Consider the following 25,363-nt stretch of genomic DNA (forward strand, 5'->3'; position numbering starts at 1 on the left):
GCTCGCCGTGCGCTGCACTTAGAGCGCCCGGATCACAGGAATACGAGGGGTGCGCGACGTGACGCACCGTTTACCGATCCGGTGAAGTGCACACCCCCTTCCCTTGGCGGTGGTCCGCCCCAAACCTTCTCCATTGGCGGAGGGGTTCCATGACGGACGCGGCGAAGGTTCATACGGCGGCGATGCTGGCGATCGGAGACGAACTCCTGTCCGGACGCACCAAGGATCGCAACATCGCGCACCTCGCACAGGTCCTCACGCTCGCAGGCCTCGATCTTCGCGAGGTGCGCATCGTTCCCGACGTCGAGGACGAGATCGTCTCGGCGCTCGACGCGCTTCGCAAGCGCTACGATTTCGTCTTCACATCCGGCGGCATCGGACCGACCCACGACGACATCACCGCCGATGCGATCGGCAAGGCGTTCGGGCTGCCGGTCGAGCCGCATCCGGAGGCCGAACGGCTGCTCGCCAGCTATTACGAAGGCCGCTCGCTGCCCTTCACCGAGGCCCGCCAGCGGATGACCCGCATGCCGCGCGGCTCCACGCTGATCGACAACCCCGTATCGGTCGCCCCTGGTTTTCGCATCGGCAATGTCTTCGTGATGGCCGGCGTACCGGGCATCTTCACCGCGATGCTCGACAACGTCCTGCCGACCCTGCCCACGGGACCCGTGATGACGAGCCTTGCCATTGCGTGCCCCGTCGGCGAAGGCGACATCGGCGGGCCGCTCGGACAGATCCAGAAACGGCATCCCGAGACCGCGATCGGGTCCTACCCGAAGTTCGACGGGCATCGCTACACGACCGAACTCGTGGTGCGCTCGCGCAGCGAGGCGGCCCGGGATGCGGCGGCCACGGACATCCGCGCGATGATCGAGGAGTCGACGACGGCGGGCGCTAGGCCTGCCTGACCATCCGGCTTGCCGCCCCGGCCCCGAAGCGATAACGGAAACGTCCCGCCGACGGAGTCGCCCGCCATGTCCACGCCCGAGAAGTCCTTTCCCGTTTCCTGGGAGCAGTTCCATCGCGACGCCCGCGCGCTCGCCTGGCGTCTGGCCGGACAAAGAGCGGAGTGGAAGGCGATCGTCTGCATCACGCGCGGCGGGCTGGTGCCGGCGGCGATCATCGCGCGAGAACTCGGCACGCGGCTGATCGAGACGGTGTGCATCGCCTCCTACCACGAGTACGACACGCAAGGGGAACTGCGCGTGCTCAAGGACATCGCGCCGGCCCTGCGCGAGGACGACGGCGACGGCATCCTGATCGTCGACGACCTGACCGACACCGGCAAGACGGCGGCCCTCGTGCGTGCCATGCTGCCGAAGGCGCATTTCGCCACGGTCTACGCCAAGCCCAAGGGACGGCCGCTGGTCGACACCTTCATCACCGAGGTCAGCCAGGACACCTGGATCTTCTTCCCCTGGGATCTCGGCCTCTCCTTCCAGGCGCCGATCGCCAAGGGCTCGGCGGGCTGAGCCCGTCCGGGGCCGCAGGCTGAGCGTCCGAACCGCTCGCCTGCTTTATCCCCAGCTTCCACACTCGTCCCGTAGCCTTTTTCGCGCCTGCTGGTGCCGTCATCCACGCGCCATTAACGTCGCCCGTGGAACCGGTTCCCTCCGGCCTGCGCACCATCCTGTGGATAAGCGTTTCGCTCGGGAACCGATGGTTCCATCGAGTTTTGAATCGCGAGACACGGATCGTCGGACTTCGTTCCAATTTTAACCATCCGACGAGATGTGGATATCCTACCCCTAGAATTGGTAGTCGCTCGAAAGCGACACACCATATATGGTAGGGTCAACAAATAGAGAATCATCTGCCACGGGCATGTCCGGGTCCGGCATCGACACGTCAGTCGATGAACGGCCTCGCGCGTCCATTCGTGGCGACAGGCACCGGAGAAGACCATGGGCATGAAGATCGATCGCCGGTACACGCGTGCGGACCAAGGCGCCTACGACGCCGTCGAGTTCCGGAAGGCCACGAGCGAAATCCGCAACCCGGACGGCTCGGTCGTGTTCCGGCTGGCGGACATCGACGTCCCCGCGCAGTTCAGCCAGGTCGCCAGCGATATCCTGGCCCAAAAGTATTTCCGCAAGGCGGGTGTGCCGAAGGCCCTTCGCAAGGTGGAGGAGAACGACGTTCCCTCCTGGCTCTGGCGCTCGGTCGCCGACGAAGAGGCTCTTGCCCATCTGCCCGAGGCCGAGCGCACCGGCTCCGAGATGGACGCCCGGCAAGTCTTCGACCGCCTCTCGGGCACCTGGACCTATTGGGGCTGGAAGGGCGGCTACTTCAACTCCGAGGAGGACGCGGGCGCCTTCCGCGACGAGCTGGCCTACATGCTCGCGACCCAGAAGGTCGCGCCAAACTCGCCGCAATGGTTCAACACCGGGCTTCACTGGGCCTACGGCATCGACGGCCCCGGCCAGGGCCACTTCTATGTCGACTACCGGACGGGTGAGCTGACGCGCTCGGCCTCGTCCTACGAGCATCCGCAGCCGCACGCCTGCTTCATCCAGTCCGTGGCCGACGACCTCGTCAACGAGGGCGGCATCATGGACCTGTGGGTGCGCGAGGCGCGCCTCTTCAAGTACGGCTCGGGCACCGGCTCCAACTTCTCGGCGCTTCGCGGCGAAGGCGAGAAGCTCGCCGGCGGCGGCAAGTCGTCCGGCCTCATGAGCTTCCTCAAGATCGGCGACCGCGCGGCGGGCGCGATCAAGTCGGGCGGCACGACGCGTCGCGCCGCCAAGATGGTCGTGGTCGATATCGACCACCCCGACATCGAGAACTACGTGATGTGGAAGGTGCGCGAGGAGGAGAAGGTCGCCGCCCTCGTCACCGGTTCCAAGACCGTCTCCAAGCACCTGAAGAGCATCCTGTCGGCCTGCGTCAACTGCGAGGGCGGCACGGGCGACGAATGCTTCGACCCGAACGTCAACCCGGCTCTCAAGCGCGCGGTGAAGGACGCCAAGCGCGCCCAAGTGCCGGAGAACTACGTCAAGCGCGTCATCCAGTTCGCTCGCCAGGGCTACACGGACATCGACTTCCCCGTCTACAACACGGACTGGGATAGCGAGGCCTACCTCACCGTCGCCGGCCAGAACTCGAACAACTCGGTGCGTGTTTCGGACGAGTTCCTTCAGGCGGTGGAGCAGGACGGCGAGCACAAGCTGATCGGCCGCACCACCGGCAAGGTCACGAAGACCCTCAAGGCGCGCGAGTTGTGGGACCAGATCGGTTACGCCGCCTGGGCCTCGGCCGATCCCGGCATCCAGTTCCACACCACGATCAATGACTGGCACACCTGTGCGGCGGCCGGCGCGATCAACGCGTCGAACCCCTGCTCGGAATACATGTTCCTGGACGACACGGCCTGCAACCTGGCCTCCATGAACCTCCTGCAGTTCCGCGAGCCAAACGGTCGCTTCGACGTCGACGCCTACGAGCACGCCACCCGTCTCTGGACGGTCGTGCTCGAGATCTCGGTGCTGATGGCGCAGTTTCCCTCAAAGGAGATCGCGCAGCGCTCCTACGACTACCGCACGCTCGGCCTCGGCTTCGCCAATATCGGCGGCCTGCTGATGACCGCCGGCATCCCCTACTCCTCGGCCGAAGGCCGGGCGATCTGCGGCGCGCTGTCGGCGATCATGACCGGCGTCTCCTACGCCACCTCGGCCGAGATGGCGCGTGAGCTTGGCCCCTTCCCGGACTACGAGCGCAACGCCGCCGGCATGCTGCGAGTCATCCGCAACCATGCGCGCGCCGCTCAAGGGCTCGCCAACGGCTACGAGGGTCTCGCGGTCGATCCGGTGCCGCTCGACCATGCCTCGATCAAGGACAAGCGCCTCTCGGCCCGCGCCAAGCAAGCCTGGGTCCTGGCGCAGGAGCTCGGCGAGAAGCACGGCTATCGCAACGCGCAGGTCTCGGTGATCGCGCCGACTGGCACGATCGGTCTCGTGATGGACTGCGACACGACGGGCATCGAGCCGGACTTCGCGCTGGTGAAGTTCAAGAAGCTGGCCGGCGGCGGCTACTTCAAGATCATCAACCGCGCCGTGCCGGAGGCTTTGCGCACGCTCGGCTACTCCGAAGCGCAGATCGCCGAGATCGAGGCCTATGCCGTCGGCCACGGCAACCTGAACCAGGCGCCCGCCATCAACCCCGGCTCGCTGCGGGCCAAGGGCTTTGGCGACGAGCAGATCGCGGCGCTGAACGAGGGCCTGAAGAGCGCCTTCGACATCAAGTTCGCCGTCAACAAGTGGACGCTCGGCGAAGCCTTCTGCAAGGACGTGCTCGGCTTCACCGACGAACAGCTCAACGACTTCTCGTTCGAGTTCCTGCCCGCCCTCGGCTTCAGCCGCAAGGACATCGAAGCCGCCAACATCCACGTCTGCGGCGCGATGACCCTCGAAGGCGCGCCGTTCCTGAAGGCCGAGCATCTGCCGGTGTTCGACTGCGCCTCGCCGTGCGGACGGATCGGCAAGCGCTCGCTCTCGGTGGAATCGCACATCCGCATGATGGCGGCTTCGCAGCCCTTCATCTCGGGCGCGATCTCCAAGACCATCAACATGCCGAACGACGCGACGGTGGAGGACTGCAACAGCGCCTACATGCTGTCGTGGAAGCTCGCGCTGAAGGCGAACGCCCTCTACCGCGACGGCTCCAAGCTTTCTCAGCCGCTCAACGCCTCGCTGATCGCGGACGAGGACGACGAGGACGACCTGATCGAGGAGACCGCTGCCGCGATCGCCGCCGCTCCGGCCGCCGTCCAGGCGACGGAGATCGCCGAGCGGATCGTCGAGCGCGTCATCGAGAAGGTGATCCGCGAACGCGAGAAGCTGCCGAACCGCCGCAAGGGCTACACCCAGAAGGCCATCGTCGGCGGTCACAAGGTCTATCTGCGCACCGGCGAGTTCGACGACGGGCGCCTCGGCGAGATCTTCATCGACATGCACAAGGAGGGCGCAGCCTTCCGTGCGATGATGAACAACTTCGCCATCGCCATCTCGCTCGGCCTTCAGTTCGGCGTGCCGCTCGACGAATACGTGGAGGCCTTCACCTTCACGCGCTTCGAGCCGGCCGGCATGGTCCAGGGCAACGAGGCGATCAAGAACGCAACGTCGATCCTCGACTACGTGTTCCGGGAACTCGCGGTGTCCTATCTCGGCCGCCACGACCTCGCCCACGTGCAGCCCGAGGACTTCGGCGCCTCGACGATCGGCCGCGGCGTGGAAGGCGACAAACCGGCGCCCCTGCCGATCTCCAGCGGCATGGTGCGCGGCCAGACGGCGAAGTTCCGCCTCGTCTCGTCCGACGCGCAAGGGTCTGCGGCTCCCGCAGGTCAGGCGAAGCCGGCCGGCGTGTCGGCGGTCGGCCGCCCCGTGACCGTTGCCGCAGCGACGGCTGCGGCACGGGTGCCCGCCACCCTCGGCGGCAGCCAAGCGACGGCGTTCAAGCGCGACTACGAGACGACCCCGCTCGACGAACCAGCCCCCACCGCCGACGCATCGCCGGCCCAGGGCCTGTTCGACAGCCCCCTCGCCTACGCCGCCTCGCCGCGCGACGTGTCCCGCGTCGAAGCGCCCGCGAAGGCGACGAGCGCGGAACGCCGGGCCCAGGCCCTGATGAAAGGCTACACCGGCGATTCCTGCTCCGAGTGCTCGAACTTCACGATGGTCCGAAACGGCACCTGCCTGAAGTGCGACACCTGCGGTTCGACCAGCGGCTGCTCGTAAGCTTGGGTGGCAGGTGGTGACACTATGACGGGCAGTTTGGTTTGCCTCAGGGCTCTCTAGAACACCCATCGTGGCACGTTAGCCCTGCCGCAGTTCTCCGGAGTCCGTAACTCAGGGCTTCTGATCTCGGTCGAGCAGAGCAAGCCTCAGGGCAGAAAAGACGAAAGCAAATGGCCCAGGCGCGCTACGATCCGCCTGGGCCTTTCGATTCCGGGACCGCTTCACCGCATGGGGGTAGAGCCCATGACGCTGCACCGAGGGCAAGCTGAAGCTCGGCAAGACGCCTTAACCTGACCGCTGAATTATTTGTCAGACAGCCCCGACACCGACACGCGAGGCGTTTCACGGTCGGGGCTGCCTGTCATTCGACGCTTGGCGTTTAATCCTCACCATCCCAGCATGTGTCGCTGTCGCCTGATCGCACGAGTAATGGCTTGAATGGTCATCGTGCGCTACGTTCATGGTTTGATCCGGAGGGGCCCATCTCATGAAAACCGTGACCGATAACCAGATCAACGGCGAATTCGGCGAGTCGATGGTTCGGACGCGTGTGCTTTCGATGGGGCAGGTCTTCGAACCGAACGGGCGCCTTGAGACAGGGATCGACGGCATGATCCACCTCCGCGATCCGAAAACCGGAGTGGCGCTCGGCAAGATGATAGGCGTCCAGGTCAAGACGACGGCCGCAGGAGCCTATTCGGGTGAAACGGAGCACGGTTTCGACTATCTGCTGAAGTCCGACGATCTCGCATTCTGGCGAACGACGAATGTGCCAGTCATCATCGTGCTGCTGCGCCGGGCGGACGAAAGCTTTTTCTGGAAGAGCGTGGACGCCGGATTGCCTGGGGAGGAGCGCCGGCTCCGGTTCGACAAGAAGCAGGACCTATTCGACAAGTCGGCGGTTGATCGGATCGCCTCACTATCAATCGATCGCTCCACGCATGGAGCACATCTGCCGCCTCTGCAGTCGGGTGAAGAAGCGCATCTGAACCTCGTCGAGGTTTTGCCTCCGTCCGAGATCTTCGTCGCGACCTCCCCGTTCAAGCACGCCCGACCTGCCATCGCCGAGATGCTTCGACACGACGATCGAGAGTTCGATTGGGTCCTTCGCGGTGGGCGCTTCCTCTCGTTTCGGGATCCTCGAACCAATGCAGCGGCTTGTCTGGTGGATGATGAGAGCGTCGAAGCCGTGGAGACGTCCATCATCGCCGATAGCGAAGATCGGGACGACGAGATCTCCTTCGTCGAACTTCTCAGGCGGACGATGGGCCGCCAACTCGAACCTGACATTGGTTTCGACAAGGACGGGCGTAGCTACTACTTCCGTGCCCCCGAACGTAAGAAGGGCCGTTCCTACGCCTACACGGCAACCAAAAACCAGGCGAAGGCCGACGTCGTCAAAGTGTACGTGGACAAGAAGGACAAGACGCGGATCAGCAGCGTCCGGCATCATGCGTTTATCCCACGCTTCCTGCCGATCGGTGGACGCTGGTTCGTGTCGATCAGTCCTACCTTCGTATTCACCGAAGACGGGTCTCGGACCCACCGGTTCTCATCTACGCTCCTGACCGGCAAGAAGAAGCTTGAGCGCAACGACGCCATTCGCGGACAGTTCGTGATGTGGCGTCACCTCCTAATGGAAAGTGGCAGGCCAACAGCACCGAGTCTCTTCGGGACGGGCAGCGAGGTCGAGCCTGGAAAACTGAGGTTCGCCACGGTGCGTCCGATCGAGATGGAGCGGTCGGTGCCAGAGGAGTCATGGAAGGTCCAGGATCCCAATGCAGATCGGCTGAGATCGAACGAACCGGGGTTGTTCTAATGGACTTCCGCTCGAAGGTTTTGGACGAACCACTGCTTGAGTTCGGTGACAAGCAGATAGCTGTCGATCCACGTTACGGACTGACGGAGTTTGGCCCCCTGCAGCCAGCTCTTGGCGACAGGATACGGATTGGGGTCATCGGCACTGCAGAAACGATGGAAGGTTTCTCAGCTTTTCTCGAGCGCGCCATGGCGGGCATTCCTAACGAAAGCCGCTACGTAAATCTCAATCCAAGCTTCCCCGGTCTGGGAAACAGAAACCCCTTCCGATGCTCGTTCGAGGTGGACAAAGAAGGGTCGCGGGTGCTCCCGAACCGCGACATCAAGACGGTTCTCGCGGTGCCACGGCATGACGATGCGGTCAGATCCGCAGTCGATGTCTTCATCGACCAAGCTCGTTCGCTGCTCGAAGGATCAAGTCGACCGGACGTCATCGTTCTCGCTCTTCCAAAGGCTCTCATCGAGAAGGTCGCAAACGCGAAATTGAGCGATGAGGATGATGGCGAGGACCAAGAGGAACCGAAATCGGCGTCCCCGATCGACTTCAGAGACCTTTTCAAGGCTCGCGCACTGTCCCTCAACGTTCCCACGCAGATCGTCTGGCCGACGCTGTGGGATGACAATGCAACCATAGGACGGAAGTTCAGAGGAACTAGGACGGTGCAGGCGCCCTCGGTACGAGCCTGGAACCTCCTGAACGCGCTGTTCTACAAGGCTGGCAAAGCCCCTTGGCGGCTTCCGGTCAAGGACGATGAGTATCGAACGAGCTATCTTGGGATCGGCTTCTACCGCGACCTCGACGGGCAGCGACTTTGGACAAGCACGGCCCAGATGTTCGACGAACGTGGAAAGGGCATCATCCTGCGTGGAGCGCGTGCCCACACCGACCGCCCAGGCAACCACCCCTATCTCACTCGAGAAGACGCATACGCCTTACTCCGCAAGTCGGCCGACGCGTACCGGATGCAGCATAGGCATTATCCGGCGAGGGTCGTTATCCTCAAGACATCGCGCTTCGAGACCAGCGAAGTCGATGGTTTCGAGGCCGCGCTTGACGAAGTGGGCGTCGACATCTCCGATATGATCTGGGTGCAGGAATCTACGCCGCTGGCGCTCATGAGAGAGGGAGATTACCCAGCACTTCGGGGTAGCTTTGTCGATCTCGGGCGGAGCGCCATTCTCTACAGCCGCGGAAGCGTTCCCTACTACGGCACCTACCCTGGTGCACGTGTGCCCCGACCATTGGAGCTACGTCCTGCCATCGGAAGCGACACGCCGTTGACACAACTCGCCGAGGAGATCCTCGCGCTGACGAAGATGAACTGGAACTCGACGCAGTTCGACCAATCCCTCCCGATCCCCATCCGAGCCGCCCGTCAGGTGGGGCGGATCCTGAAACATGTCAGCTATGGGGACAGAGATCAGAGCGACTATCGCTACTACATCTGAGCTTGACGGGCTGCCTTGGAGGATGGGTTACGTCCGCACCCCGATCGGCCGCTTCGGCGGTCCGCTCTCGTCCGTGCGCGCCGACGATCTCGGTGCCGTGCCCCTCAGAGCGCGGATGGAGCGAACAGATACTGCCGGGTCACGCACCAGAGCACGTTAACCTTCGTACGCGCGGCGACCCCGGCGGCGAAAAGAGCCGCCGCGGCCCCGTCGACGGCACCGTTCCCGCCACCCGCGACCTCGTGCAGGGCGCCGAGAGCCAAGCCACCCCCCGGCAGACGACCATCGATCTCCTGGACACCGAAGGGGAGCGGCAGTCGAACCCGTGCACCCCTCCCTTCCAGGCGCTGGACGCGCCCGCGAAGGTCGTCGAGAACGGATCTATCTGGAACTCTCTGCATCGACTGACTGCGGACCTGATTCCTACGAGCGTCTCGGACGGAGAATATGTTCCCGTTCTGTTCTGAGGGTAGGGTGGAGTCAATCGATGCCGTCAGGTTCTCCACCGTCGTCCGGCATTCCGTGGTCGGCAACCGCAGTCTCAACATGCCTGAACTCGTATTTCACACCGCCCTGCATGAATTGACCCACCTAAGTCACTGACCGCGTTTCGATTTTTCGCACAATCGACATTGCTGCATGAAAGCTGCATGAAATCGCAGGCGGAACGCGCAACGTCGTGCATTGGAGCGAGACTCAGGACTTGAGTGGCAGCATCGTCGATCGCCTCCGCACGGGTCATGCAGGCATGGCCGATCTCGCCGACAAGCTGCACAACCTGTCCAACTGTCTCCTCGTCGATCGCCATCGTAGGCGAACCCGCGTCCTGGCATGCCCATTCATGAGGGGCGTTTCTGACAGCTAGCGCCAACCGCGAGCTAATACGGTGTCAGCCGTACCTGTATCGTTCGACCGGTTTGCGAACTCCCACTGTCGAATGCAGGATGGACCTGGTCCATCGGTGGGAGGTTCGTCCCCCTGCCCGAAAGGCTCCGACAGACATGGTACTCGACGAAACCTACACTCTATCCGACGGCGTCAGGATCCCGAAGCTCGGTCTCGGCACCTGGCGAATCGACGATGCGAAGGTCGCGCAGGCCGTTCGCGATGCGATCCGGATCGGTTACCGACACATCGACACGGCGCAGGCCTACGGCAACGAGCGTGGTGTCGGCGAAGGTGTCCGGACCTCCGGCGTCGCACGCGATGAGATCTTCGTCACGACGAAGGTCGCGGCCGAGATCAAGGATTACGAGAGCGCCCAGGCAAGCATCGACGGCTCGCTCAGGACGCTCGGCCTGGAACACGTAGACCTGATGATCATCCATAGCCCGCAGCCCTGGGCCAGTTTCCGCGACGGCGACCATCGCTTCGAGGGGAACCTGGAGGTCTGGCGGGCCCTGGAGGATGCCCGGCGCGCCGGAAAGCTCCGGGCGATCGGTGTCTCGAACTTCGAAAGGGCTGACCTCGACAACATCATCCAGAACGGCAGTGTGAAGCCGGCGGTCAACCAGATCCTCGCGCATGTCGGGAACACGCCGTTCGATCTCATCGATCGTGCGCGGCGCAACGACATTCTCGTAGAGGCCTATTCGCCCGTCGCCCACGGCAACCTCCTGCGGAATTCCGACATGGCCGCCATGGCGGATCGGTATGGCGTGAGCATCGCGCAGATCTGCATCCGCTACTGCCTCCAGCTCGGCCTTCTTCCTCTGCCGAAGACCGCGAACCCCGATCATATGCGCTCGAACGCGACCCTCGACTTCGAGATCTCCGTGGCCGACATGGAGACCCTGAAGAGCGCCGAAAGCATTCAGGACTACGGGGATGCAGATCACTTTCCGGTCTTCGGCATCAGGTACTGAGCCCGCTTCTCGCGGACCCGGACCCCACCTCCGTCCGGATCGGTCCGACCTACGGCTCCGCTCTTATCCAGCAAGGAGAACACCATGAAATACGTCAAGCTCGGCAGAACCGGTCTGGACGTCTCCCGTCTGTGCCTCGGCTGCATGACCTACGGAGATCCGAAGCGCGGGAACCACGAGTGGACCCTGGACGAGGAGGCGAGCCGTCCCCTCATCCGGCAGGCCGTCGAGGCGGGCGTCAACTTCTTCGACACCGCCAACGGGTACTCCGACGGCACATCCGAGGAGATCGTCGGCCGTGCTCTCAAGGAGTTCACGCGGCGGGAGGAGGTGGTCATCGCCACGAAGGTCTTCCTGCCGATGCGACCGGGCCCGAACGGTGGCGGCCTCAGCCGCAAGGCGATCATGCAGGAGATCGACGCGAGCCTTCGACGCCTCGGCACCGACTACGTCGACCTCTATCAGATCCATCGTTTCGATCCGCAGACACCGATCGAGGAGACGCTCGAGGCGCTCCACGACGTCGTGAAGGCTGGAAAGGCCCGCTACATCGGAGCCTCCTCGATGTACGCCTGGCAGTTCGCGACCATGCTTCACACGGCGGAGGCGAATGGCTGGACGCGGTTCGTCACGATGCAGAACTACGTGAACCTCCTCTACCGCGAGGAGGAACGCGAGATGCTTCCCTTGTGCGAGGCCGCGGGAATCGGTGTCATGCCATGGAGTCCGCTCGCTCGTGGTCGCCTCACCCGCGGCTGGGACGAGGCGACGGGTCGGTCGCGCACGGACAACTTCGCGCATACGCTCTACGACCGGACCGCGGACGCCGATCGCAAGGTCGTCGAGACGGTCGCCGAAGTCGCGTCGGAACGTGGCATTCCCCGCGCACAGGTCGCGCTGGCCTGGGTACTGGCGAAGCCCGTCGTGTCCTCGCCGATCGTCGGCGCGTCGAAGCCGCAGCACCTTCAGGACGCGCTGGCGGCACTGGATGTCATCTTGAGCGAAGCGGAGATCGCCCGTCTCGAGGCTCCATACGTACCGCATGCCATCGTCGGCTTCGGCTGAACCCGGCGTCCTGCAGGACACTTGGAATCGAGCGGCGAGCGGAAAGCGATGATCTCGGCTAACATACGAAGGGGATGGCATCTCCCCTTCAACAGATTTGATGCCGAACGGCCGAAGAAGCAGCGATGATGGACGGTGAGGACGTCTACCGAGCCCGGCTCGCCGACTGCCTTGCTGCGGCGAAGGCTGAACGCTGCCGCAGGTCAAGGAAAGGCACCTCGCGGCTGCCCGCTCCTGGCAGATCCTACTCGATGACGCCGTCGAACTGAGACGGAACGACCGGCCTACCATTGACGTGCCGCCCCCTCGGCCTGACGCAGGCTGACCATCGAGGCCGGTGATCGACGTTGTGACTCGGCGGAAGGCTGACCCATGGCTTCCGAGGTCCCTGAGCGCAGTCTCCTGTCCTCCACCGAGATCCCATTCCTTCCGCAGCGTCCTGAGGATGCGTCCGACGGCTCGCATCGGCTCAAGCCCTGCTTCGATCCCTCGGGGCATCAGCGCTCGGAGCGCTCGATCCGAACCGATACCCGACCCGGCCGATCGAAGATTGCGACATCTCCCTCGGCGTGGCCGAGCACGACGATACCGGGCCAAGGCACCTCGCCCTCGCGATAGTAGACCACGAAGTCGTTCGAACCCCACAGGCCGATGGTGCCGGGTGAGAAGTCCAGCCGACGTTCGCTTCGCGGAAGCGAAATGGGCAGTTTTCCGGTCTTCTCCTGACGGAGGTGATCGCGCATGTCGAGGGTGATCGGCAGGAGGTCGAGAAGGGCCGAGGCGGCCTCGTTGTCCGTGAGAACCGCGTCGACGGTGCCCCAGTCCGACGAGATCGTGATCCTATCCTGGGCGATCGCATAGTCCATCGTAGCCATCGATACCGTCAGGGTCAGTGCGAAGCGAAGCATGATCGATCTCCCGATGCCCGACGGGCGAGGTCCAAACCTCGCCCGCATCCGCTTGTCTCAGTTCTCGGAAAGAGCCGCGGCTCGTTCGGCAAGGCTACCCTGGAAGAACGTATCCAGCCGGTCGAACGGAATGAGATCGACCCGATCGTAGAGATCGACGTGGCCGGCCCCCTTGACCCAGACAAGCTCCTTCGGCTCGGAAGCGAGTTCGTAGGCCTTCTCCGAGAATTCCTTCGAGTGCGCCTGATCGCCCGAGATGAACATCATCGGTCGCCCGATCGTCTCGATGTCGTTGAACGGGTAGAAGTTCATGAACTTCACGTTGGACGTCAGGGTCGGCATCGTGGTGCGCTCCGCAGACGCGCCTTCGGGCGTGAACCGGCCTCGCTCCGTGCGGTAGAAGTCGTAGAACTCGCGCTGGATCGGGTGCGTGTCCGCCGTCAGTTCCAGCGTGGTGCCGCCGGTGACCGCCGTCTCGGCTCCGTCGACTTCGGCCCAACGCTGCTCGGCCGCAGCCGCGATCACGGCCTTACGGTCCTCCACGGACAGCGAGTTCTGCAGGGCGTTCCGGTTGGCGGCGCCCATGTCGTACATCGAGACCGTCGCGATCGACCGGATGCGCGGGTCGATTTTGGCGGCGGAGACGACGAACGAGCCGCTGCCGCAGATACCGATCGCCCCGATCCGGTCACGGTCCACGAAGTCCTGCCTGCCAAGATAGTCGACCGCGGCACTGAAGGCTTCGGCATAGAGTTCTGGCGCCACGGCATTGCGCGGCTCACCACTGCTGCCACCCCAGTACGGCAGGTCGAGCGAGACGGTCACGAAGCCACGCTCCGCCATCTTCGTGGCGTAGAGGTTGGCGCTCTGCTCCTTCACGGCACCCATCGGATGGCCGACGACGATCGCGGCATGGTCGACGCTGCGGTCGAGATCCTTCGGGATGAAGATGTTGCCGGCGACCATCGTCCGGTACTGGGTCTGGAAGGTGATCGGCTGTACCGTCACCGCATCGCTGACATAGAAGTTGGCGGCTCCGTTCGACAGATCCTGCGCTAGGCTCTTCGAAGTCGTGGCGACCGTGGCGAGCCCCATCGCCATCGCGCCGGCGGCGGCCATCCTCAGGAAGCCGCCGAGGGATGCGACGGTGGATCGATCGGTCTGCGTCTGGTCGAGGTTGGTCATTCCTGCTTCTCCGTTCTCGTCGGGCCGGCGTCGACGCCGCCCCTGTCCATGGCTGGAGAGTTAAAGCATCCGGCCGCCGAGGATTATCCACCCGCCCTCGCTTGTCGTCATGAATGTCCTTCATGAGTCGTAACGCGTCCGTGAGAATTCGTGATGAGTTCGTTTGGGAGAGACGTCCCCTCTGGACCCGGAAGATCATAGGGTGCCGGCATCGTCGATGGACCAACCTGACCCATGGCGTGCGGGTATGGCGCCAGCAGGAAACGACCTGCCGGCCTTCATGCACGGTACAGGTGGCGGCGTTCCTCTGGTACGCATGGTCGGATCGCGCTTTGCGTCAAATGTCGGAGTCCGGGCCGTTCGATGCCACGCCAGAACCTGAACGACCTGCTTGCCTTCGTCGCCGTGGCGCGGGAACAGAGCTTCACGCGGGCGGCGGCGAAGACAGGCGTATCCCAGTCCGCCCTCAGCCACACGATCCGGCAACTGGAAGCACGCCTCGGCGTGCGACTTCTCACACGGACCACACGCGCCGTGTCGCCTACGGAAGCCGGCGAGCGCCTCCTTGCCGGCATCGGTCCGCGGTTCGACGAGATCGACGCCCAGATCGAGGCGTTGAGCGAACTCCGCGACAAGCCGGCAGGCACGATCCGCATCGCCGCCGCCGACTATGCGATCGAGCATGTCCTCTGGCCGAAGCTACGGCAGTTCCTTCGGAACTATCCGGACATCTCGGTCGAACTGATCCTCGACAACGGCCTGACCGATATCGTGTCCGAACGCTACGACGCCGGCGTCCGCATGGGAGAGCAGGTCTCGAAGGACATGATCTCGGCCCGGATCGGTCCCGACTTCCGACTGTCGGTCGTCGGATCGCCCTCGTACTTCGAGGGCCGCTCGAGGCCGGCGCACCCCCGCGAACTCGTCGAACACCGCTGCATCAACTTCCGGCTTCCCTCCTCGGGCGGCCTGTACGCCTGGGAGTTCGAGGAGGATGGACGGGAGATCCGGATCCGCGTCGAAGGTCAGTTGGCGTTCAACAACATCTTTCACGCGCTCGACGCCACGCTGGACGGGTTCGGGTTGGCCTACATTCCCGAGGAGATCGTCCTGCCGCTCGTCGCCGAAGGACGGCTGATCCGCGTACTCGAGGACTTCTCGCCGTTCTGGGACGGGTATCACCTGTATTATCCGAGCCGGCGTCAGGCCTCCCCCGCGTTCGTCGCCCTGGTCGAGGCGTTGCGTCACAGAACCTAGGCGCAACCGCCGTCGGCTCTCCTATCACTGCGGGGTATAACGTTTGCCGCATCCAGGCGACCGATCGGGTTGCCAGGCATTGGCACGCGAACCTATCCTGCCGCCACGACCAACCTCAGCCGGCGATCGACGCCGCCCTCCGACGGGTCTCCATCTCGTCTTCCCCGACAAGGCCGAAGATTGTCCGACCGCCCTTCCCTCGCGGCTCCGTTCCGCAGCCTCGACTTTCGCTTTCTCTGGTCTGCAGTCCTCGTCTCGAACCTCGGAGGTCTAATCCAGGCCGTCGGCGCCGGTTGGATGATGGCGACCATCGGTGCGTCCGACGACACGGTCGCGCTCGTGCAGGCCGCCACCACGCTTCCCATCGTCCTCTTCTCGCTCATGGCCGGGGCACTGGCGGACAACTTCGACCGGCGTCGTGTTCTCCTGGCCGCACAGACCCTCATGATGACAGCGTCGGTGATCTTGGCGACGCTCGCGTTCGTCGGCGAGGTGACACCGTGGCTACTTCTCGGTTTCACCTTCATGATCGGTTGCGGGACGGCGCTCCACAACCCGTCCTGGCAGGCGTCGATCGGGGACCTCGTGCCACGGCGCGACATCCCGGCCGCCGTTACGCTCAACAGCATGGCGTTCAACCTCATGCGGAGCATCGGACCGGCCGTCGGCGGCTTCGTGGTCGCCTCCGCCGGAGCGGCCGGTGCCTTCGCGATCAACGCCCTGAGTTACGTTCCGATCATCCTCACGCTGAGACGATGGCAGCATCGCCGGCCCGTTTCCGATCTGCCACGGGAGACGCTGGGCGACGCGATGTTCGCGGGACTGAGCTTCGTCGCCATGTCCCCGAACCTCCTGACCGTCATCCTGCGTTCGGCCTCCTTCGGCATCGGAGCCGTCGCGATTCTCGCGTTGCTCCCGCTCGTGGCCCGCGATCTGGTACAGGGGCAGGCGACCACCTTCGGCCTCCTCCTCGGAAGTTTCGGCATCGGAGGCATCGGAGGCGCACTCCTGAACACGCGGTTGCGGGAGGCGTTCGCGAGCGAGACGATCACCAGGGTCGCCTATATGGGCTTCGCCGTCGGAACCGTCGTCGTCGCCCTGAGCCGGGACGCGTGGCTGAGTTGCCTGGGTCTCGTTCCGGCCGGTGCCTGCTGGGTTCTGGCTCTGTCGCTGTTCAACGTCACGGTGCAGCTCTCCACGCCGCGATGGGTGGTGGGCCGAGCCCTCTCGATCTACCAGATGGCGACCTTCGGAGGCATGGCCGCGGGCAGTTGGGTTTGGGGTATCCTCGCCAGGGACTACGGACCGACCCTCGCACTCCTATGCGCCGGGGGTGTGCTGACCCTCGGAGCCTTCGTCGGGCTGCGGTTCCCGCTGCCACCGCTCGTCTCCCTCGACCTCGATCCGCTCGATCAGTTCAAGGAACCCGAAGTCCGCCTGGATCTGCGTTCGCGTAGCGGTCCGATCATGGTGCTCGTCGACTACGAGATCGCACAGGCGGACGTTCCGGCCTTCCTCGCGACGATGAGCGAGCGCCGACGCGTGCGCATCCGCGACGGAGCACGGCAATGGTCGCTCCTGCGCGATCTCGAGAACCCTGAGATCTGGACCGAGACCTATCACGTCGCGACGTGGGTCGAGTACGTGCGCCACAACACGCGGCGGACCAAGGCCGATGCCGAGATCAACGATCGGCTTCGGGAACTGCATAAGGGGCCCGATCGCCCGCGGGTCCACCGGATGATCGAACGGCAGACCGTCCCACTCCGGGACGACATGCCGATCAAGGAATATCCGGAGGTCTCGTGAAGCCCACCGCTCGTGGGCCGGAGATTTTGCACCGGCGTCCAGTTCGGACACCGGTGCACCGCTGCCTACCCGTCGAGCTTGATGTCGAGGCTCTTGATCAGCGGCTGCCACAGAGCCTTGTCGTCGTCCCACCGTCTCCGGAACGTCTCAGGATCGCTGGCGGGCATGTCGAGCCCGAGTTCTGCGTAGCGGGTCTTCACCAGCGGATCGGTCAGGGCCGTGGCAAGACCTTTGGAAAGCCGATCCACGACTTCGTCCGACGTGCCGCTCGGCACTATCAGGCCGTGCCATGCACCGGCGGTGAAGCCCGGAAGTCCTTGCTCCGCGATAGTCGGGACGTCCGGAAGGACGGCGAGGCGTGCCTCGGAGAAGACCGCCAACGGCCTGACACTACCCCCTTTGATGGCAGGACCGGCCGTTGTGTAGTCGATCACGATGCTGTCGACGACGCCTGCCATGAGGTCGTTGAGGGCCGGCGCCATTCCCTTGTAGGCCACGTGCTTGAGCGGCACCTTCGCGTCGCGGGCCAGACGCTCCATCGCCAGGTGCAGGGGCGTTCCGATACCGGGGCTGGCGTAGAGGAGCGGCTGCGAGGCGGAACCCGCCTTCTCGAGATACTCGGCACCGGTCCGGATCGGAGAGTCCGTGCGAACGCAGAGCAGAAGATTGATCCCCGCGTACAGCCCCACGGGCCGGAAGTCGCGGTCGGGATCGTACTGGAGGTTGCGGTAGACGACCGGATTGATGATCAGCGTACCGTTGTCCGCGCTCGCGACGGTGTAGCCGTCCTTGGGCGATGCCGCCAGCGCCGAGGCGCCGACGGAACTGCCTGCTCCCGGCCGATTGTCGACGATGATCGGCTGGGCCAGCGACGTCGACATCGGACGACCGATGAGACGGGCGATCGCATCCGTCGCGCCGCCGGGCGGGTAGCCGACGATCCAACGGACCGGCTTGTCGGGATAGGCGGCGTGGGCACTCCGTGCGAACGCACAACTGGCCAGACCGGCCACGATGAAGCTCCGCCTCGTCAGACTGAATTCGGTCATCTGCATTCCTCCCGTTTCTGGACGTCGTGGATCGTTCGATCGTGGAATCCGGGCCGAGGCTTCTTAACCCGATCCCGTCCATCGCTCGTCTGCTACCGGCCACCTCGTCGACGACGAAGGCCGCTCTTGGTTCGTCGGTGCCCAACCTTCCCGGAGCGGCCCACCGTCAGGCAAGCAGCCTCAGGAGCGTGGAGATGCTCCCGCAGGTCTCGAGGTCGCGGATCGTCTTCTGTGTGTCGGCGATGGTCGCTTCCGGGAGTGGCCGTGCGGCGGCTACCGCGCAGTCGCGGAACTTGTCGAACAGCTCGTCCCACGTCATCGGGCGATCCGCGCTTCCAGGCACCATGGAGCCGAGGCGCTCCAAGCGGCGCCCGTCGCGGGTCACGACGACGACCTTTCCGTCCGGCAGCTTGGCCGTCCAGTCGTAGCTGCTGTCGGGAACGGGCACGACCTTGCGAGCCAGGGCGAGGACGACGGGATCCTTCAGGGCCTCCGTCGAGAAGTCGGAGATACGCATGCTGCCCTTGGCGAGGGAGAGACCCACGAGGAACGGCAGACTGAACTTGGCGTCGACCAGCGTTCCGGGCGCCTGGCGCTGGTCCAGCGGCGAGCACATGCGCTGCTGGAAGTCTCCGACATGGACGAGGACCTCCTCCACGTCGTCGGGGATCAGTCCATTCTCGCGCATAAGTTCGATGGAGGCGTGGATGTACGTGTGCGCGTTCCCGACGGCGGGCCAGTACTTGTAGAGCATCCCACCGCTGTGGAACTCGCGTCCGAGCCCCTGCAGCATCTTCTCCCGGTCGAACTCGCCCTTGAAGTAGACGCGGAAGTGACCGGCCTCGCCCTCGAACAGGTTCCGGATGCCCGTCATTCCACGCTGGGCGAGAAGCACGGCGGTGACACAGGCCTGCGAGGTGAAGCCCGCGTACATGCCTCGCAGATCGCTTCCGGTGCCGAAGATCAGTTCCATGGTGCCACCGGACTGCATGCTCGCGATGCCCAAGGCATGCGCGGTCTGCTCGACCGACAGCTTCATCACCGACGCTCCTGCCGTGGCAGCCGAGAAGCAGCCCACCACGGTGGAGAGGTTCCAGTCCATGTGCCAGCCGACGTTGCGCCGAAGGCGGATGAACAGCTCCTGTCCGACGGCGACCGCTGCGATCAGTTCCTCGCCGGTCACGTCGCCCTTGAGTTCGGCGAGAGCGAGGACGGTCGGGACGACCGAGCTGTCGGGATGGGCGCCCCACGGCGTCTGGTCGTCGAAGTCGAGGGCGTGAGCGAGCGCCCCGTTCGCGAGGGCCGCGGCCGACGCCGGCACCCGCCCCCCGAACCCGAGGATGGAGCATTCCTCCCTGCCGCCGTTGCCCTGAACGAGTTCGATCAGCGGCCTCACGGCCGGCTCCGTACCGCTTGCCGCGAGGATGACGCCGATCGTGTCGAGTAGGCTCTTCTTCGCGGCATCGACGACGTCGGGCGGGAGATCGGAGAACCGGGTCGTCGCGGCGAAGCGGGCGAGATCGGTGGAGAGGTCGGCGGCAGGCGTCATGGTGCGCATCGTCCTTGGCAGGAAGGTCTTCTTCGATGGATGTCGGGAGGCGGTAGTCAGCCGGCGAAGCGGGGCTCGGGAATGCCGGTCACGCCCAGCCCGCGGATTGCGAAGAGACCACCGGCACCGGCCTGGCGCGGCGGGATGCCCCGCATGGGACGCCCCATGCTCGTGAAGTACAGGACATCGAGGTCCGGGCCGCCGAACGTGATGCTCGTGACGTTGCGTACGGGGACTTCGATCGTTCGGTCGATGGACCCGTCGGGTGCATGGCGGACGATGCGCCCGCCCAGGACCTTCGCGTTCCAGAGAAAGCCCTCCGAATCCACAGTCGCGCCGTCGACCGCTCTCGAGAACCCGCGATCGGACAGGAATTCCCGCTTGTTCGAGACCGCTCCGGTCGCGATGTCGTAGTCGTAGGCCCAGATCACGTTGTGCTCGGAGTCGCCGCAGTAGAAGGTTCGATCGTCGGGGCTCCAACAGGGCGCGTTGGCACAGACGAAGCCCGTGTCGATCTCGTGCATGGTGAGATCGGGATCGAGGCGATAAAGCGAACCGTCGCGGGCCGGACGCCGGGCGATCGTGACGTCGAGCGGATCGAAGTCGTAGCCCATGCTGCCCGCGAAGAATCGACCGGCCCGATCGACCTTTCCGTCGTTGAACCGGTATTCGGAACCGGGTCCGAACGGACCGGCGACCGGCGTCACCTCCTGAGTGTCGAAGTCGTAGAGGGCGAAGCCGCTGGCGAGCGCCAGCACCGCCCCGCCCCGTTCCCGCAGGGCCATCGACCCGACGAAGGTCGGGACGTACCAGGTTCGGACGTCGCTGCCGTCGGCACGGCAGCTCCATACCTCCGCGGACGTGGAGTCGACCCAGTAGACCCGCTGCTCACGAGCATCCCAGATCGGTCCTTCGCCGAGGTCGTTCCTGCAATCGACGAGAAGTCTGATCGTATGCATCGTGGCCCCTCCCGGCCATTCGGCTCGGCGGCGCGAGTCGCCGCGTTCAAAGACAGGCGGTCTGGCCGCCGTCCACGGACACGATGGATCCCGTCATGAAGCTCGCGTCGCTGGTCAGCAGGAAGACGATCACCGCCGCGATCTCTTCGGGCTCGCCCATCCGTCCAATCGGATGGGCGGCCTTGACCCGTTCGACGGCTGCGGGATCCTGCAGCATGTATTCGGTGAAGGGCGTCCGGGTCATCCCCGGCGCGATGGCGTTCACGCGGATGCCGAAGGGTCCGAGTTCCGGCGACATGGACTTGGTGATGCCGGTGACGCCAAACTTCGACGCCACGTAGGGAAGTCGGTTGGCGACGCCCAGGATGCCCGCCCCGGACGAGATGTTGACGATGGCGCGGGGGTAGGAGTCATCCCGTACGACCTGGGCGAACGCCTGGCACATGTTGATCGTGCCGTCGAGATTTACGGCCATCACACGCGTGTAGTTCTCGGGATCGACGTCGAAGACGTTCCCGACACCCTTGATCCCGGCGCAGTTCACCAGGCCATGGATCGCACCGTGCCTCTCGCGGACCTTCCGCATGAGTTCGAGGGATCCGGCGTGGTCGCAGACGTCGAGCTCAACGCCCTCGATGCGATCGCTGTCCTCAAAACCGGCGATCATCCGGTCGACGGACTCGCGGGTCACGTCGGCCGCTACCACGGTCGCTCCCTCCGCGTGCAACCGACGCACGGTCGCGGCACCGATGCCGCTTCCGGCACCCGTGACGACGACCACCTGACCCTCGAAACGCTGCGACATGAAAGCCTCCCACTGCACACATGAGGTCCGTTGGCCGCCCTGCCCTACGGCAACGGCGCCTCCCACGAGACCATCATTATTTGATGTGTGAAAGACACTTTCATATATGCATGATGGCGTCAACGACGATTCGATCGGGGATTACGTCGAAGATCGGAACGCGGATCGCTCATTACGCTGGCGCGTGAGCGCTGACGGCGGAACCGGCCGCGCCATGCGGTGTGCCGTGCCCGTTCTTGAGCCCTTCCGGCAATAGTGACCGGCGACCGGCGCGACTTCTACTACTTGTGGTTACGCGCGTTCTCGCCTTGCAACGGGCTCGGCGGCTGGCAGTATGGAGATCGCCACCACGTCGTCGGAACCCGAATGAAGCTCCTGAGATATCGTGTGAAGAAGTTCAGATCGGTCGACGACAGCGGCTGGATCGAAGCGTCCGACGTGACCGCGCTGATTGGCGAGAACGAGGCCGGGAAGACCAATCTCCTTCTACCGCTCTGGAAGCTGAACCCATCCGGAAACGGGAAGCTGAACCTTCTCGATGACATGCCTAGAGCGCGCTACGCCGAGATGCGTAAGGCACCGGCGGAGCACCAGTTCATCGAGTGCATCTTCGAACTGAACGATCGCGAGCGTGACCTCTGCGAGCGCTGGGGCGCGGATAGGACGAAGACGCAGACCATCCGGGTCGTTCGGGATTTCGCCGGTCGGTATGGCTTCTGGTTCCCGAACTACCAGTTCGAGCCGATCAATGCGTTCGAGACCGCTCGGCTTGTCAAGCTCGAAGAGGATGGAGCGGAGGCCGGGACAGAGGACGCCAAGGGACCATCGCTGTTCGCCATGCTGCGCGCCTACCTACCGAAGTTCGTGTACTATTCGAACTACGGGAATCTCGACGCGCAGATCTACCTTCCGCACGCCGTGGAAAACCTCGCACGCACGGATCTGGGCGCCAGGGAAGCGGCTAAGGCACGGACCCTGAAGGTCCTCTTCGAACTCGTCAGCCTCAGCCCTCAGGAGATCCTTGAACTCGCCAAGGCGACCGGTGTCACCGAGCGGGTGAACCAATACGGCCAGAAGACCATCGACGAGAAGTCCGAGGAGCAGATTGTACTCGACGACGAACAGCTCCGCACTCGTGCCGCACTCCTGCAGTCGGCGTCGGCAAAGCTGACGCGCACCTTCCGAGACTGGTGGAAGCAGGGCGACTACCGATTCCGCCTGCAGGCAGATGGAAACTACTTCCGCATCTGGGTTGCGGACGATCGCCGAACCGAGGAGATCGAGCTGGAGAACCGCAGTACAGGCCTGCAGTGGTTCCTGAGCTTCTTCCTGGTCTTCACCTACGAGAGCGAGGACGCGCACGAGAACGCGATCATTCTGCTCGACGAGCCGGGGCATTCGCTGCATCCGCTTGCCCAGAGGGATCTGACGCGGTTCTTCGACAATCTGGCGGAGTCCCATCAGCTCCTGTTCACGACGCATTCGCCCTTCATGATCGACGCGGACCGCCTGGACCGTGTGAGGAAGGTGTTCGTCGACGAAGCGGGCGGGACCAAGTCGTCGGGTAATCTCGCCGAGGGAACGCGTGGGAGTGGTGCGTCCTACGCCGTCCACTCGGCCCTCAATCTGTCGGTCGCGGAAAGCCTTCTCCTCGGCTGTACGCCTGTCATCGTCGAAGGCCCGTCGGACCAGCACTACCTTTCGGCGATCAAGACCATCCTCATCAGGAAGGGAAAGATTAAGCCGAGCAGGGAACTCGTCTTCCCTCCCTCGGGCGGAGCCAAGACCGCACGGCTCATCGCAGGTATCCTGATGGGGCGCGACGACACCCTGCCCGTCGTCCTCCTCGACGGCGACGCTCAGGGGGCGCAGGCTGCGAAGAACCTGCAGGAAACCCTCTATCAGGGCTCCGAGAAGCTCGTCCTGACGACTGATCAGTTCCTTCCGGAGATGAAGGGGACGGAGATCGAGGACCTTCTTCCCGTGGAACTTCTGATCGGTGTCCTCGACAAGATGGAGCGTCGACCTCGGGACGAGTTCGAGGATGTCTACAAGACGGGCTCGCCGATCGTTCCGCAGATCAAGTCGTGGGCGGCATCCAACGGCATCGGCCTTCCGGAGGGCTGGAAGGTCGAGTTGTCTCTCGGCGTGAAGAACAGGCTTCTGGCCAACCCCGATCGGTTCGTCGACGACGCCTTGCTGAAGCGTTGGGTCGAACTGTTTCGAAAGTTCGCCTGAGTGTGAGAGGGGTGTCCTCTTCGGGAGCCGGACCGGCAGTTTGGGTCGTGTTCCGCGAGCTGCATAGGGTGAATCCGCTGCGTCGTCGGCGTATCGACGAAGACCAGGCACGGGAACGGCGAACCCTAGACGCATCCGGCGCTCGCGGCGTTCGCGACATTCGATCGGCTCGACGGAAGGGGGTCAGAACCGATCCTCGTCCACATCCGGCAACGACAGCACGTCGTCGGACAGGACATTCTGCACCGCGATGGAATAGGTCGCGGAACGCACCGTCACGAGTTCGATCGAGCCATCGACATACTCCAATCCGGGGTTGTCGCGTGGGGTCAGCGGAGACACGAAGTCGAGATAGTCCAGATCGTCGCTCTCCGCGGGCCGGTTATCTCCATGCTCCCCACCGGCGCTCGTCGCTCCGAGGACCTTTGCGGCATCCCCCATGATGGCGATGTTCCGACCGCCATCGCGTTGCGCGGATCGGAACATGACAGCGTCGGGCGTCACTTCGTTTCCCCGCCAACGGATAGGCTGGGACGTCAGATACTCTGCGACCACCTGCGGCGGGACATACTCGAGATGTTCGTCGCCCGGCAGGATCGGCTTGCTGATCTCGAGCGCGAAGCTCTGCATGAATGCCCATTGCGTAGTGCGCTTGGCATGATTCTTCGAGAGTATGTCCAGCCGCTTGCCCGGTCGGTCGAAGCGGGTCAGATCGAGAACGTGGAGCGGTCGCCGGGATCTAAACGCCGCGACGGCGATCCGGGCTCCCACCGCCGGACGGAGTTCGGCGACCGCGGTGTCGCGTTCTGTCGCTCCGTAGAAGACCGGGATTCCCGCGGCGTTCATCCGCCCCTGCCGACGCAACGCCGGAGGAGGCGTGCCCATCTGCCCTGACGGATTCTCCGAGATTTGACGGAAGGCTGCCTCGTCCGCGACGACCCGCGCTCGATAGAGGATCGTCCCATCCTCCGGAGCCGTCCGATAGAAGGTCGGTCGACCCGAGACGTCGGCCTGATGCTGGATCCCGTCGAAGATCTCGTCGAGGAACCCCTTGGCGCGGTCGTTGAAGAAGCGTTGGCGATGCAGGATCGCCTCCCGGAACCGCTCCCAAAGGATGCTATGTCGCCATCCATCCAAGGGGATCGGCACGTAGTTGCGGTCGGTCGCGTAGAAGGCCTCCTCGCCGTCGGGAGGCCAATAGGAATCGTTCTCAACGAGCCAGTCTACCAGCGAATCGACGACAGCCTCTTCCGTCGCACCGGTCATGTCCTGGATGATGAAGCGGAGATCGTCGCCTTCCTCCTGGTCGAACATCCATCTCCCGAAGCCGTAGTTCGCCCTGAACGCCGGATCGACGATGGCCCCGACCTCGCCGAGAGGCACAGCCTTCAATGTCGGATGGAACCGGCACTTCTCGCTGGATGGGAAGCGAGGGCGGATCTCGACGAGCCGCCGCTTCAACGTCTCGTTCTGGAAGCACTCCGGGCAGACATTCATCGGGACGCGCCCATGCGCTCGCACCCATCCATCGTCGTCCCGGCCTTGCTACCGATGTCCCTGAGGAGATCGTCGCTTAAGCACCGGCTCCTCGAGATGAGGTGGAAGACCGGAGCGGTGCTCATGCGCGAGCTTCCAGGAACCGAACGAGACGAACCGCGCTCGTCGATGCGTG

At 64.2% G+C, this 25,363-nt stretch carries 18 protein-coding genes and 2 pseudogenes; 11 read left to right on the forward strand and 9 right to left on the reverse strand.

Going from position 1 to position 25,363, the window contains the following annotated elements; all coding sequences use genetic code 11:
- The first annotated feature begins 149 nt into the window (after positions 1–149).
- From AUL34_RS13395 to AUL34_RS23020, 6 genes and pseudogenes are all read left to right on the forward strand, one after another.
- The gene (locus AUL34_RS13395; RefSeq protein ID WP_061934612.1) at positions 150–911 is read left to right on the forward strand and encodes a competence/damage-inducible protein A; all 762 of its coding nucleotides are present in this window, start codon (positions 150–152) and stop codon (positions 909–911) included.
- Positions 912–977: 66 nt separating this feature from the next.
- Positions 978–1,475: a xanthine phosphoribosyltransferase gene (gpt, locus tag AUL34_RS13400; RefSeq protein WP_061934614.1), complete on the forward strand. Its 498-nt coding sequence runs from the start codon at positions 978–980 to the stop codon at positions 1,473–1,475.
- A gap of 438 nt (positions 1,476–1,913) precedes the next feature.
- The gene (locus AUL34_RS13405; protein WP_061934709.1) at positions 1,914–5,735 is read left to right on the forward strand and encodes a vitamin B12-dependent ribonucleotide reductase; all 3,822 of its coding nucleotides are present in this window, start codon (positions 1,914–1,916) and stop codon (positions 5,733–5,735) included.
- A 487-nt stretch (positions 5,736–6,222) separates the two neighbouring features.
- Entirely contained in the window at positions 6,223–7,554 is a 1,332-nt protein-coding gene (locus AUL34_RS13410; RefSeq protein ID WP_061934617.1) for a DUF4365 domain-containing protein, read from the forward strand.
- Complete coding sequence (locus AUL34_RS13415; protein ID WP_061934618.1) at positions 7,554–9,002, forward strand: hypothetical protein; 1,449 nt, start codon at positions 7,554–7,556, stop codon at positions 9,000–9,002. Before AUL34_RS13410 ends, AUL34_RS13415 begins: the two co-directional genes overlap by 1 nt.
- Positions 9,003–9,024: 22 nt before the next feature.
- A pseudogene (locus tag AUL34_RS23020) lies at positions 9,025–9,126 on the forward strand (acetyl-CoA acetyltransferase); the annotation flags it as partial.
- Here the strand turns inward: AUL34_RS23020 and AUL34_RS13420 are convergent.
- Both AUL34_RS13420 and AUL34_RS22310 read right to left on the reverse strand, forming a co-directional pair.
- A pseudogene (locus tag AUL34_RS13420) lies at positions 9,116–9,403 on the reverse strand (damage-inducible protein); the annotation flags it as partial. The pseudogenes AUL34_RS23020 and AUL34_RS13420 overlap by 11 nt on opposite strands.
- A gap of 140 nt (positions 9,404–9,543) precedes the next feature.
- Complete coding sequence (locus AUL34_RS22310; protein WP_156420920.1) at positions 9,544–9,810, reverse strand: hypothetical protein; 267 nt, start codon at positions 9,808–9,810, stop codon at positions 9,544–9,546.
- Between the two features lie 193 nt (positions 9,811–10,003).
- On the opposite strand from AUL34_RS22310, the gene AUL34_RS13425 reads away from it, so the two are divergent.
- A complete protein-coding gene (locus AUL34_RS13425) occupies positions 10,004–10,867 on the forward strand; it encodes an aldo/keto reductase (RefSeq protein ID WP_061934620.1) in 864 nt (287 codons plus the stop codon).
- 84 nt (positions 10,868–10,951) lie between these two features.
- On the forward strand, positions 10,952–11,932 hold the full coding sequence (locus AUL34_RS13430; protein WP_061934622.1) for an aldo/keto reductase: 981 nt from the start codon (positions 10,952–10,954) through the stop codon (positions 11,930–11,932).
- 497 nt (positions 11,933–12,429) lie between these two features.
- Here the strand turns inward: AUL34_RS13430 and AUL34_RS13435 are convergent, their stop codons facing one another.
- The gene (locus AUL34_RS13435) at positions 12,430–12,840 is read right to left on the reverse strand and encodes a cyclophilin-like fold protein (protein WP_061934624.1); all 411 of its coding nucleotides are present in this window, start codon (positions 12,838–12,840) and stop codon (positions 12,430–12,432) included.
- A gap of 57 nt (positions 12,841–12,897) precedes the next feature.
- Entirely contained in the window at positions 12,898–14,025 is a 1,128-nt protein-coding gene (locus AUL34_RS13440; protein WP_202814953.1) for an alpha/beta hydrolase, read from the reverse strand.
- Positions 14,026–14,388: 363 nt separating this feature from the next.
- On the opposite strand from AUL34_RS13440, the gene AUL34_RS13445 reads away from it, so the two are divergent.
- Both AUL34_RS13445 and AUL34_RS13450 read left to right on the forward strand, forming a co-directional pair.
- A complete protein-coding gene (locus AUL34_RS13445) occupies positions 14,389–15,282 on the forward strand; it encodes a LysR family transcriptional regulator (protein ID WP_061934626.1) in 894 nt (297 codons plus the stop codon).
- A 180-nt stretch (positions 15,283–15,462) separates the two neighbouring features.
- A complete protein-coding gene (locus AUL34_RS13450; protein WP_061934628.1) occupies positions 15,463–17,091 on the forward strand; it encodes an MFS transporter in 1,629 nt (542 codons plus the stop codon).
- Positions 17,092–17,156: 65 nt separating this feature from the next.
- Here the strand turns inward: AUL34_RS13450 and AUL34_RS13455 are convergent, their stop codons facing one another.
- From AUL34_RS13455 to AUL34_RS13470, 4 genes are all read right to left on the reverse strand, one after another.
- Positions 17,157–18,140, reverse strand: a complete 984-nt coding sequence (locus AUL34_RS13455; protein ID WP_061934713.1) for a tripartite tricarboxylate transporter substrate binding protein — start codon at positions 18,138–18,140, stop codon at positions 17,157–17,159.
- Between the two features lie 166 nt (positions 18,141–18,306).
- The gene (locus tag AUL34_RS13460) at positions 18,307–19,689 is read right to left on the reverse strand and encodes an MmgE/PrpD family protein (protein ID WP_061934715.1); all 1,383 of its coding nucleotides are present in this window, start codon (positions 19,687–19,689) and stop codon (positions 18,307–18,309) included.
- A gap of 56 nt (positions 19,690–19,745) precedes the next feature.
- Entirely contained in the window at positions 19,746–20,648 is a 903-nt protein-coding gene (locus AUL34_RS13465) for an SMP-30/gluconolactonase/LRE family protein (RefSeq protein ID WP_061934631.1), read from the reverse strand.
- A 46-nt stretch (positions 20,649–20,694) separates the two neighbouring features.
- Positions 20,695–21,453, reverse strand: a complete 759-nt coding sequence (locus AUL34_RS13470) for an SDR family NAD(P)-dependent oxidoreductase (protein WP_061934633.1) — start codon at positions 21,451–21,453, stop codon at positions 20,695–20,697.
- 366 nt (positions 21,454–21,819) lie between these two features.
- Between AUL34_RS13470 and AUL34_RS13475 the strand changes: the two genes are divergently transcribed.
- Positions 21,820–23,691: an AAA family ATPase gene (locus AUL34_RS13475; RefSeq protein WP_061934635.1), complete on the forward strand. Its 1,872-nt coding sequence runs from the start codon at positions 21,820–21,822 to the stop codon at positions 23,689–23,691.
- A 183-nt stretch (positions 23,692–23,874) separates the two neighbouring features.
- Here AUL34_RS13475 and AUL34_RS13480 read toward each other — a convergent pair whose 3' ends face one another.
- Positions 23,875–25,188 carry an RES family NAD+ phosphorylase gene (locus AUL34_RS13480; RefSeq protein ID WP_061934637.1) on the reverse strand — a complete coding sequence of 438 codons (1,314 nt, stop codon included), beginning with the start codon at positions 25,186–25,188 and terminating at the stop codon, positions 23,875–23,877.
- Positions 25,189–25,363 lie beyond the last annotated feature (175 nt).

Origin of the sequence: Aureimonas sp. AU22, from assembly GCF_001463745.1 — a bacterium.
Taxonomy (GTDB): Bacteria; Pseudomonadota; Alphaproteobacteria; order Rhizobiales; family Rhizobiaceae; genus Aureimonas.